The organism is Microcoleus sp. D3_18_C2 (assembly GCF_036702395.1).
Classification (GTDB): domain Bacteria; phylum Cyanobacteriota; class Cyanobacteriia; order Cyanobacteriales; family Microcoleaceae; genus Microcoleus.
On record NZ_JAUBTG010000097.1, the window covers coordinates 1 to 11,096 of the forward strand.

Consider the following 11,096-nt stretch of genomic DNA (forward strand, 5'->3'; position numbering starts at 1 on the left):
TTGTCGGTGCTTGTGACCCACTCACAAAAGCGTTCCCAGACGTTGGCGCTTTCGCGCTGCTGTAAGGTTGTTGTCATTTGTTTATGATTGCTTTATTTGGTTTTCAATGTTCGTGACGGCTTTGTGTTCCGCCATGTAAATAAACATAAAGCTTTTATTTCAGTTTGTAAAGGCCTTTTAAGAACAGTTTTTATTATGAGTGTCATAAGCTGCGCTGATAATAAGCCAGAATGCTTGCTGTATGGGGTTTTAAAAAGCAGAGTGCGGAATTTTGGGACGATCGCCCACCAATGAAGAATACTCATAATCTACCGGGGCCACGAGATTTGGGACGGGGGCAGTGTTAAGATAGATGAAGGGTTGCGATCGCCAACCGCAAAACTCGCACTGCACAGATATATGTTGTTGCGTAAGTCCGATCGATAAAAATCCCAAGGAATGTCTCGCACCGTCACCTACAGCCCTGCTTATACCCTCGTTCCCACTTACGAGTGTTTTAACCGCTGCACCTATTGCAATTTTCGGGCAGAACCCCTGCAAAGTCCTTGGCTAACACTCGCAGAAGCCGAAAAACAGCTCAACTTGCTGCAAACTCAAGGTGTAATTGAAATTCTCATCCTCAGTGGCGAGGTACATCCTCACAGTCAACGCCGAAAAGCTTGGTTGCAGCGGATTTACGATTTGTGCGAACTGGCACTTGCTCTGGGATTTTTGCCGCATACTAATGTGGGGCCGCTCAGCTTTGAGGAGATGGCACACTTAAAAGAGGTAAATGTATCGATGGGGCTGATGCTAGAACAGCTTACCCCACATTTGTTACAAACGGTTCACAGGCACGCACCGAGTAAAGTGCCGGCGCTGCGGCTGCAACAGTTAGAATGGGCTGGGGAATTAAAGATTCCGTTTACAACTGGTTTGCTGCTGGGAATTGGGGAAAGTAAGGCAGATTGGATTGAGACGCTGGAGGCGATCGCCCGGATTCATTCGCGATACAATCACATTCAAGAAGTTATCCTCCAGCCACACAGTCCCGGAAATCAACAAAGTTGGGACGGTGAAGTTTTTGATGCTACAAAAATGCCCGAAGTAATTGCGATCGCCCGCAGCATTTTACCTGATGAAATTGCCCTACAAATTCCGCCCAATTTAGTTGCACAACCAGACATATTGCTGGCTTGTTTAGAAGCAGGTGCTAGAGATTTAGGAGGAATCGGGCCGCGGGATGAAGTTAATCCCGATTATCCTCACCTGCAACACCAAACTTTAACAGAAATTTTAGCAGCAGCAGGATGGCAACTCGTAAAGCGTTTGCCTGTTTATCCTCAGTACGATAATTGGTTGCCCCAGACATTGCAAACGGCTGTTAAACAAAGGAGAGTCAATCGATTTTAGATTTTAGATTTTAGATTTTAGATTGAAAAATTGAGCCGCGTGATAAATCCGGGGGCTTGTGACCAAATTGCTTGATAGTCAGTCAATCGATTTTAGATTTTCGATTGAAGATGGGTAATTGGTAGGAAGATTCTTTAAATTGCTGCTATAGAGATTTTAAATCAAAGAACCGCCGCCATCAATCCACACTTCAGTACCTGTGATAAAGCTGGAGGAATGTGATACCAGAAATAACACTAATTGGGCGACTTCTTCGGTAGAACCTGCCGTATTATCCGTCAAAGGAATCATGTCTTGAATGGAATCAGGCGCGACTGGAATGCGATCGAGATGGCGCTTAACGGTGCTTTCTTCAATGGCAGTTAGCACCCCGCCCGGACAGATCACATTGACTCGGATTTGGCAGGCTGCGAGTTCTAGCGCCAGCATTTTTGCAAAGGCTACTTGAGCAGCTTTTGAACAAGCGTAGGCCGTGGCACCAACTTTCCTGAAGCTTCTGGTACCATTAATCGATGATGTAATTACAATTGAACCTCCTTGTTTTTTCAGATGAGGAACAGCATACTTAACAGCCAAAAATGTTCCTCTGAGGTTGGTGTTAATTGTCCTATCCCACTCATCGGGTTCTATCTCCTCTATCGGCGACCATACACCGTTAATACCCGCATTTGCAAACAAAATATCAATTCTTTGATATTCATCAAAAATTGTTTGAAACGCTTTTTGCATTTGCCCAGAATCTCCAACATCTGCGGCAATAGCCAGCCCGCAGCCTCCTTCATTGACCAACTGGCGGAGGGTTTCTTCCCCCGTGTCTAAAATCCGATCGATAATAGCAACTTTTGCTCCTTCCTTAGCCATTAAAATTGCTGCTGCACGACCAATTCCCGACCCACCGCCGGTAATAACGGCAACTTTTTCTGAAAGCTTCATAATTCTTTATATAAATATTTTTTTTTGCGCGATCGCATAGCATAAAGATAATAGTCGATAGAGGACTAAACTCCTAACTACAAAAAAGTTTTGGTGAGCAAAATCATGAAAGTAAAAAGTGGTTTAATTTACTAATTATAGCGGTAAGGTGTGCAGTGCACACCCTACTTTAGGCAGAGGAGTAGGTCAGTTTTTAACGCAGTTCTTACGGCTGTGGCACCCAGACCGAAACAGAACCGGCGTTACACCGAAAATCAGCCCAACCATCGTCATTAGTTGTGATTGGTTCTTGGATGTGTTCGGTGATGTCAATATAAGTTCGATTCGGCTGTCCGACTTCCATAAACTTAGTGCCATCGCCTCCGTTACTGAGTACGACAGCCATGCCACCCGGATGTTCTTCATCTCCGAGTCGCGTCCAGCCAATAGTGTTGGCGTGGTCGAAGTAATCGTACTGATTGCCGTAGGAATAGGTTTGGCGCGCTAACAAGAATTTATCGAGAATAAACTGATGTTTGTCTAACCAAATCTCGTATTCATTGCCATCATTTGCTGTATCTTTATAGTTAGCGCCGTAATAGTCCGGGTAAAAAATGCACGGATATCCTTCGCGCCGCAGCAGAATTAAAGCGTAGGCAAGGGGTTTAAACCAAGCCTCGACAACTGATTCTAGGGATTGTAAGGGCTGGGAATCATGGTTGTCAACCAAGGTAACGGCGAGGGCGGGTTGCTGTTGGACGAGAGTGTTATCAAAAATTGTTCGCAAATCGTAGCTATTGCCGGCTTTGCTAGCAGCGTGGAAGTTGTAGTGGAGGGGTGCGTCAAATAAGGAGACTTTACCGTCCGTTGCTTCTAGGAAGTAGTGCAAAGCTTCCACTTCGTAAGACCAATATTCGCCGACTGCAAATAAGTCGCGTTTGACATAGTTACGAACGTGTTCCAACCATTCTTGGAAAAATTCTGCTTTAACGTGTTTGACGGCATCAAAGCGAAAGCCGTCAACGTTTGTTGTATCGACATACCACTCACCCCAGTATTTTAACTCCCCGCTGACTTCTGGGTGATCCATATCTAAATCGCAACCCATGAGGTAGTCAAAGTTGCCTTTTTCTAAGTCTACTCCTCGATCGAATTCTTTGCCTTTAAGCAGGTAAACGGCATGGGTTTCTGTGTTGTAAACATTGTAATCAATGGCGTCAAAATGCCACCAATGCCACTCCATGCTGGAATATTTTTTATCGCGGCCGGGAAAAGTAAAATGCGTCCAAGCTTTGATTTTTTGATATTCGCCTACGGTGTCATTCCGGTTGTCGGGATTGAAGGGTGTGGCTTCGGCTTCTTCTTCTGCATCGGCACCTAATTTGTGGTTGAAGACTACATCGGCATAAATCCGAATTCCAGCATCTTGTGCAGCTTTAATCGCGGCCAAATACTCATCTTTTGTGCCGTATTTCGTGCGTACCGACCCTTTTTGGTCGAACTCGCCTAAATCGAATAAGTCGTAGACGCCGTAACCCACATCCATGCCGCCGCCAGTTCCTTTATAGGCTGGTGGCAACCAAAGGGATGTAACGCCGATTTTGGCTAAATCTTTTGCAGATTTCGCTAGCTGATTCCACAGGCTGCCATCGTCGGGGCTGTACCAGTGGAAATACTGCATCATGACGCCATTTAGTTCAGACATATATTTAGTTTTTCCTGTTTTGTCAAATTGCGATCGACATTTATGTTCGTAGCTCGCTAGTTTACGTATGTCTGCAATCTATGGTTAATAAATATCATAAAAGATGGGGCTGGTAAAAAAAATCTATCTGTTGATGTATTGACAAGATAATGTAAATTTGATACTAATAATTTTAGGCAGACTAAAAAATATTAAGTTAGTGGCGATTGGGCAGCAACTCGCTCAACTCTGGTGTTCCAAGTACCGTCGATCGCCAATTCAAGCAATCTAAATCCCGGCGGGATTTTGTCAACTATAATCGGATGGCTTTTGGGTAAAAGTTGGAGGCAGGTGCTGGGTGTCCCCAAGTAGGTAACTGATCCCCGCTGTTGTTGAAATTCTTGGTGAATGTGGCCGCAAAGAACGATTTTGATTTGAGGATATCGATCGACAATTGCGAAAAATTCATCGGCATTGTGCAGCATCATTCCATCCATGATTTCACAGTCGATCGGCAAAGGATGATGGTGCAAGGCAATGATAACAGGTCGATCGCCCGTTTGTTGCAGTTGAGAGTCTAGCCAATTCAAGCTTTCTGGGGAAAGCCGCCCGCCGTCGCATCCGGCTTCCACACTCGAAAGCAATAGAAATTGCCAGTTTCCTAGCATCCATGATTTTTCTGGGGAAAGAGGCGACTGATTTAAGATTTCTGCCATGACTGGGATGTTGTCGTGGTTTCCAGGTATCCAGTAGGCGGGAATTCCGAGGGGGGCGATGAGGGAGACGAGGCGCTGGTAGGATTCGGGTGTTTCGTCTTGCGACAAGTCGCCTGTGAGTAGGAGTAAGTCGGGCGGCGGCTGTATCTGTTGCAAGCGATCGAGAACTGCTTGGAGGGTGCGGGTTGTTGAGAGGCCTTTCCATTCTCGATCGATCTCTGCAAACAAGTGAGTGTCGGTGATTTGGGCGACGAGTAGGGGAGAAACTGGTGTCATGGCTGGTGTTGCGGGCGATCGATGTAGTTATAGAATAGCCTCGGATGGGTTTTGGGGATATGGAAAAAAGGCCGATTCCCTACGGGATAGCTGCGCTTCACGAAAATTTTGACAGGTATGTTAAATTTTTCGAGATTTGGTGTACTATAAGAAAACGTCAAATTTCAGACGTGACGGCGGCATAGCCAAGTGGTAAGGCAGAGGTCTGCAAAACCTCCACCCCCAGTTCAAATCTGGGTGCCGCCTTTTTTAATTTGTGTGAAATGTGGCTAAGATGCCGTTTGGGCGATCGAGAAGTCTAATATACAAAAACCAGCGGGAGCATCTCACCTTTGCAGCCCTCCGCTAGAAATTGGAGTTTTGAGGCAGGAGTTTTGAGGCAGGAGGCAGAAGGAAAGAGGAAGAAGGAAGGAGCCAGAAGAAGTATTTTTACAAATATGAGATGCTCCCAAACCAGCCCCCACCCAACCAATAACCCTCAACCAAAATTCAACGGATCGACATCAATAATTAAACTAACAGAACGCGGCGTGCGATCGCGCAACCCGATCAAATCCGACAAATCCACCGACTCATCCAAAGGCAACTTCAGCAAAATCTGCCACCGATAGCGATTTGCCACCCGCATAATCGCCGCAGGTGCAGGCCCCAACAACTCACATCCCGGTACAGACAATCGCTGAATATACTCCTGACAAACAGACGCCAATTGTACCGCCGTCACCGCAACTTCCGCCGCATCTACACTGCTCAACCGCAACAAAATCAGCCGCCCCGAAGGTGGATAATTCAGCGCCGCTCTTTCTGCTAATTCTGTTTCCACAAAACCCGCATATTCGTGCCGCCTAACTGCTTGAATAACCCGGTGTTCGGGAGTGTAAGTTTGAATAATTACCCGCCCCGGATCGTCGCCTCTGCCCGCACGGCCCGCGACTTGAGTTAATGTTTGAAAAGCTCGTTCGCTGGCCCGATAATCTGATAAGTTCAGCAACCCATCAGCAGACACAACTCCCACCAATGTTACTCCCGCTAAATCTAACCCTTTCGTCAGCATTTGCGTACCCAACAAAATGTCAGCTTCCCCGTTAGCAAATTGCGTTAACAATCTGCGGTGGTCGCCCTTATTTTTAGTCGTATCGCTGTCAAACCGAATTGCCCGCAATTCTGGAAACAATCTCGTTAATTCCTGTTCGACTCGCTGAGTGCCACTACCAAAGTTTTTGAAGTAAGGAGAACTGCATTCCGGGCAATTTTGGGGGTGTCGTTCGGTGTGGTTGCAGTAGTGACAGCGCAATATTTCTGCTGTTCCTTCGCCGACGTGGTGATAAGACAGGGAAACATCGCAATTCGGGCATTCCATCACATAGCCGCAACTTCGACAAGAGACAAAGGTACTGTGTCCTCTTCTGTGAATAAATAGAATACCTTGCTGTTGTCTTGCTTGCAATTGTTCGAGCGCGTTTTGCAGGGAAGCGCTGAAAATTGAGCGGTTTCCTTGCCGCAATTCTTGGCGCATATCGACTATTTCCACAGGCGGCATCGGGCGGGAATAAATGCGATCGGGCAATGATAAATAATGGATATTTGGTAACGAGTAATAATCTCGGCGCGTCCCGACAAAAGTCTCTAATGCTGGCGTTGCAGAACCTAAAATTAAGGGACAATTTTCTAATTCGGCGCGCCATTTGGCAACGGTGCGGGCGTGGTAGCAGGGGGCTGGTTGGTCTTGTTTGAAGCTGCTGTCGTGTTCTTCATCGAGGATAATTAAGCCGAGGTGAGGTAAAGGTGCGAAAATGGCCGATCGCGTGCCGATGACAATTTGCGGGGTTCCAGTCAGCATCTGACGCCATGTATCGTAACGTTCGCCGTCGGATAGGGCGCTGTGGTAAACGCAAATTTGCTCGCCAAAACGGGCGCGGAATCTGTCTGTAAGTTGCGGTGTCAAACCGATTTCGGGAACGAGTACGAGGGCGGATTTGCCGCTGGCTAAGATTGGGGCGATCGCCTGCAAATACACTTCGGTTTTCCCGGAACCTGTAACGCCGTGCAGCAGCACTTGACGGAATCCCGAAAAAGAGTTAATAAACGCTAAAGCTTCAGCTTGAAAATGAGTTAAAGTCTTCGGTGCATCGGGCAATTGAGAAATTCCGCGATCGCCCCTGAGCACTTCCCTTTGGTCAATTACAACGCTACCTTTTTGTTCCAAATTTTTGACAACAGAAGAACTCGCGCTGCAAATTCTCAATAAATCGTTCAGCCACATTTCACCGCCGCCGCGTCGCAAAACTTCCAATACTTCTTGTTGCCGCTTGGTTAAATCTGTGACAAATGCACTAGCAATTAATGTCACTGCCGGTTTGAGTTGTGGTTTGGGAGGATTGGGAGGTTCTAAATAACTTTCTACCCAACCGCGTTTCAATAAATCTTTCAATCCTCGATAACTTCCCTTAACTTGTCGCTGGAGGTATTGCCAAGTGTAATCGCCGTTTTTTTGAGCTTGCAGCAATTGCAAAATTTGACTCGCTGCCGGATTGAGAAATGTTTCGGCATTCGGAGAAATTGCGTCCTTAATTAAGCGAATTCGGCGCACGGAACGGCTTAACAAACCGGGCGGCAGTGAGGCTCTAATTACTTGAATTAAAGGTGTGCAATAATAGGTGGCAGTGCGATCGAGCAATTCCCAGTAAGTCGGTGGGAAAAAACCCGCACTGACAACATCTTCGACATCTTTAACCCTTGTGGGATCTAAGTCGCGTGGCAGTTGAGAAATGAACCGAATCGCGATCGCACCTACCTGTTGACTGCCAAAGGGTACACTCAAGATATCCCCTGGTTGCACGGTAAGTTCCGCAGGTAAACGATAGGTAAATAACTTATTTTCCTCCCCAGGCGAATCCCCCGCAACCCTGTAAGGAGAGTCCACCAATACCTCGATCCACTCTGCTTGCACGGTGGGGCGCTGGGGCGGTTCGCTGCTGCCGTAGGATGCCCCGGCTTCTGCCGCTATAGGGGTTGACAAACCAAAAGTGACAGTAGACATAGGGTTGCACATCAAACTAGGAGGAGCCGCGGTCAAAGGGAGTTTTCATTATCCCTCAGTTTAGCTCGATCGATCGATCTTAGCTGCGGGAATTGGCGATCGGAATCTCGATCGCCAATTCAGTCCCTTCTCCAATTGCGGAGATGCACTCTAACCTCCCGCCGTGTTTGTCCACAACAATCTGATAGCTAATTGACAATCCCAAACCCGTCCCGTGCCCAACTGGTTTGGTGGTAAAAAACGGATCGAAAATTTTCGCTTTTACAGATTCCTTCATTCCCAGACCATTATCTTTGATGCTAATTCTTGCCCAATTATCTGCAATAATAGAAGTAGTAATTGTCATCTGGACAGGGTTAGCTTCGAGCTCGTCTAGTGAAGATTTTTGTTCTCGCTCCCGCAGGGCATCAACAGCATTATTAATGATGTTCATAAACACCTGATTTAATTGCCCAGCATAACACTCCACCTTGGGCAAATCTCCATAACTTTTAATAAATTTTATAGCCGAATGACCTGGTTGTTCTTTGGTTAAATGTTGCAATATCAACAAAGTGCTGTCAATGCCTTCGTGAATGTTAACTGGTTTTTTTTCAGCTTCATCTACCCGCGCAAAGTTGCGTAAAGTCAACACAATCTCGCGGATGCGCTCGGAGCCAAGTTTCATTGACGAAAGAGTTTTCAACAAATCTTCGCGCAGAAAGTCGATGTCAATTTTTTCTAGAAATTCTTCAATCTCTGCATCTGTTTCGGGATAACGATCCTGGTACATTGCGAGCAATTTTAAAATGTCGGCTGCGTAGTCATTGACATAGGTAATATTGCCGTAGATGAAGTTAACGGGATTATTGATTTCGTGGGCAATACCAGCTACCAAAATGCCTAAAGCCGACATTTTTTCTGCTTCAATTAATTTGAGCTGCATGGTTTGCTGGTTATTCAGAGCTGTTTCGAGTGTAGATATTCTTGCTTTTAACTTTTTTTCGGAATCTCTAAAATCCTCAGTTAGTATTTTTAGCAAAGATTCTTTTTTTTTATTAAGGGCTTCTGATTGGCTGCGTTCAGTTTCCGAATTTTCTAGTTGTTTACGCAAAATTAGATTTTCATTTTCCAGCTTTTTGATTCTTTTTTCCCAGTCGGTTGGTTCCATAGGCTATTGTTTTGAAAATAAAAATAGTGTACGCTGTAGCGCATTTAAATTGTATATTCAGGGCGGGCGGAACGCCAAACCCTACTCCCCACACAATTTTATTTTTACAAAAAATTTAAACACTGCCACAGATTAAGAGCGTTTTTATTAGAGAATTTAGTTGTCACCTTTACTTAGTTATAAAGTCGTCGCACATAGACTCTGCATTATTATCAAAAAAAATCAATATTTTATGGGTTTGGGTGGATTTAAAAATTTTATCTAAGATACATTCAAAATGTCAACATATTAATAAAAAATCGGGTTAAAACCGATCGCTACTTTTATTCTCCGCTCTCGCATTTGCGGGGTTTTCATCCGATTATTGATAAATAAGCAGGCCGATCGCAAACTTATCAAGGCGGGCCCAGTGCGAAAAATTGCCCGGTTCAGACAACCTTTGTACAAAACCCGTGGGCAATGCAAAGGGGAAATATTAAATGTGAGCGATCTCGACCGGGGGCGACGGGAAAAGTGATCTCGACTGGGTGGGCGATCGCCCACAAGCAATCTCAAGTACCAAGGCGCTTCCGAGTTCCCAGAACGCAATCACACTATACCATTGCTGAAAAATCTCAATTTAATGTGTCGATCGTACTCACACACCCGCACCATTGTGTGATAAGAACTACTACTTGTGACAACATCGACACAGCAGTTTATATTTGGAGAGTAATTGATGTCAGGTAGCGAAGTTCGTGCAGACTTTTGGATGAGCGAGTACATTACCCCCTGGGATATTTACGTTCACGGCATCATCGCGGTGCTCGCTTACAAGAAAACAGCCTATCAAGAAATGTACGTGGTTCAGACCGGTACCTACGGCAAAGGCTTAGTTTTGGACGGCAAATGGCAATCTTGTACTGGCGACGAGTTTCTGTACCACGAACCCCTGGTACACCCAGCCATGATTTGTCACGGTTCACCCAAAAAAGTCCTAGTTCTCGGCGGCGGAGAAGGAGCTACAATTAGAGAAGTGCTGCGCTGGAAAACAGTTGAAAAAGTCGTGATGATCGACATTGACGGCGAAGTAGTAGAAGCTTGCCGCGAACACCTGCCCGAAATGCACCAAAACGCCTTTGATGACCCCCGCTGCGAAGTAGTAATCGGCGATGCTTTGGACTATTTAGATAAAACTGACAATGATTGGGATATTGTCATTTCTGACTTGTCCGATCCCATTGAAGAAGGCCCATCTTTCCAGTTGTTTACCAAAGAGTATTTTGAGAAAGTTCGCAGCGTAATGTCACCTAACGGATATTTCGTAGTGCAAGCGGGCCCCGTTTCTCCGGCAGAAATGAAAATGCACGCTCGCATTGTAAATACCCTGAAATCTGTTTTCTCCAACGTTCAATCCTGCACCAGCTTTATTTCTACTTATGGAGCTCCTTGGGGTTTTGCCGTAGCTTCTAATCAAGAAATAAATACGCGACCAGATCCAGAAGTTACTGACAAATTACTCGCCGAGAAAACCACCGGCGGGTTGCGGATGTTCGACGGAATTACACTGTTGGGGTTGATGCAAGTTCCCGGTCACTTACGGCAGGTAATCGCCGCTGAAACCGAAGTTTACACTATGGCAGCACCGCCTAAGTTTTTCGGGAAAGGCTCTGTCAGTCAGTGAAGTTAAATTGAAATCGAGGTTAAGTTCCTGTAGGGGCGGGTTCACCAACAATAATTGCCAAAAACCGACAATCTCAAAAACCCGCCCCCACCCAACTAATAGCCTGTATCAACCTTTATTTATAAAATACGGGAATAATGCAGATTGAGTTGGGGGGGGGCGGGTTTATTTAGATCGTGAATTACAGTCAGAGATTTGTGGTGAACCCGCCCCTACGATACAAATCAAATTATTTCCTATTTTATTTATAAAATACGGGAATA

8 protein-coding genes and 1 tRNA gene are annotated in these 11,096 nt (G+C 45.7%); 4 read left to right on the forward strand and 5 right to left on the reverse strand.

Going from position 1 to position 11,096, the window contains the following annotated elements; all coding sequences use genetic code 11:
* The first annotated feature begins 438 nt into the window (after positions 1–438).
* Positions 439–1,392 carry a 7,8-didemethyl-8-hydroxy-5-deazariboflavin synthase subunit CofG gene (cofG, locus tag QUA88_RS28395; protein WP_333054088.1) on the forward strand — a complete coding sequence of 318 codons (954 nt, stop codon included), beginning with the start codon at positions 439–441 and terminating at the stop codon, positions 1,390–1,392.
* A gap of 156 nt (positions 1,393–1,548) precedes the next feature.
* On the opposite strand, the gene QUA88_RS28400 is transcribed toward cofG, so the two are convergent.
* The 3 genes from QUA88_RS28400 to cpdA all read right to left on the reverse strand — a co-directional run bounded on the left by QUA88_RS28400 (position 1,549) and on the right by cpdA (position 4,980).
* Positions 1,549–2,325, reverse strand: a complete 777-nt coding sequence (locus QUA88_RS28400) for an SDR family NAD(P)-dependent oxidoreductase (RefSeq protein ID WP_333054087.1) — start codon at positions 2,323–2,325, stop codon at positions 1,549–1,551.
* A gap of 205 nt (positions 2,326–2,530) precedes the next feature.
* Positions 2,531–4,009: an alpha-amylase gene (locus QUA88_RS28405; protein ID WP_333054086.1), complete on the reverse strand. Its 1,479-nt coding sequence runs from the start codon at positions 4,007–4,009 to the stop codon at positions 2,531–2,533.
* 191 nt (positions 4,010–4,200) lie between these two features.
* Positions 4,201–4,980, reverse strand: a complete 780-nt coding sequence (cpdA, locus tag QUA88_RS28410; protein WP_333275067.1) for a 3',5'-cyclic-AMP phosphodiesterase — start codon at positions 4,978–4,980, stop codon at positions 4,201–4,203.
* Between the two features lie 175 nt (positions 4,981–5,155).
* Between cpdA and QUA88_RS28415 the strand changes: the two genes are divergently transcribed.
* Positions 5,156–5,226 (forward strand) — tRNA-Cys (locus QUA88_RS28415).
* A gap of 232 nt (positions 5,227–5,458) precedes the next feature.
* Here QUA88_RS28415 and priA read toward each other — a convergent pair.
* Positions 5,459–8,020 (reverse strand): primosomal protein N', encoded by a 2,562-nt coding sequence (priA, locus tag QUA88_RS28420; RefSeq protein ID WP_333234011.1) that lies wholly within the window; start codon positions 8,018–8,020, stop codon positions 5,459–5,461.
* Between the two features lie 79 nt (positions 8,021–8,099).
* On the reverse strand, positions 8,100–9,170 hold the full coding sequence (locus tag QUA88_RS28425; RefSeq protein ID WP_333054083.1) for an ATP-binding protein: 1,071 nt from the start codon (positions 9,168–9,170) through the stop codon (positions 8,100–8,102).
* A 459-nt stretch (positions 9,171–9,629) separates the two neighbouring features.
* Here QUA88_RS28425 and QUA88_RS28430 point away from each other — a divergent pair, with 459 nt between their 5' ends.
* Both QUA88_RS28430 and QUA88_RS28435 read left to right on the forward strand, forming a co-directional pair.
* Positions 9,630–9,899, forward strand: a complete 270-nt coding sequence (locus tag QUA88_RS28430; protein ID WP_333212769.1) for a hypothetical protein — start codon at positions 9,630–9,632, stop codon at positions 9,897–9,899.
* Complete coding sequence (locus QUA88_RS28435) at positions 9,889–10,833, forward strand: fused MFS/spermidine synthase (RefSeq protein ID WP_333054082.1); 945 nt, start codon at positions 9,889–9,891, stop codon at positions 10,831–10,833. The genes QUA88_RS28430 and QUA88_RS28435 overlap by 11 nt, the downstream gene beginning before the upstream one ends.
* Positions 10,834–11,096 lie beyond the last annotated feature (263 nt).

Bases quoted from the DNA above. Each gene is read 5' to 3' on its own strand.
- cofG (WP_333054088.1), top strand. From the start codon at position 439: ATGTCTCGCACCGTCACCTACAGCCCTGCTTATACCCTCGTTCCCACT.
- QUA88_RS28400 (WP_333054087.1), bottom strand. From the start codon at position 2,325: ATGAAGCTTTCAGAAAAAGTTGCCGTTATTACCGGCGGTGGGTCGGGA.
- QUA88_RS28405 (WP_333054086.1), bottom strand. From the start codon at position 4,009: ATGTCTGAACTAAATGGCGTCATGATGCAGTATTTCCACTGGTACAGC.
- cpdA (WP_333275067.1), bottom strand. From the start codon at position 4,980: ATGACACCAGTTTCTCCCCTACTCGTCGCCCAAATCACCGACACTCAC.
- priA (WP_333234011.1), bottom strand. From the start codon at position 8,020: ATGTCTACTGTCACTTTTGGTTTGTCAACCCCTATAGCGGCAGAAGCC.
- QUA88_RS28425 (WP_333054083.1), bottom strand. From the start codon at position 9,170: ATGGAACCAACCGACTGGGAAAAAAGAATCAAAAAGCTGGAAAATGAA.
- QUA88_RS28430 (WP_333212769.1), top strand. From the start codon at position 9,630: ATGCAAAGGGGAAATATTAAATGTGAGCGATCTCGACCGGGGGCGACG.
- QUA88_RS28435 (WP_333054082.1), top strand. From the start codon at position 9,889: ATGTCAGGTAGCGAAGTTCGTGCAGACTTTTGGATGAGCGAGTACATT.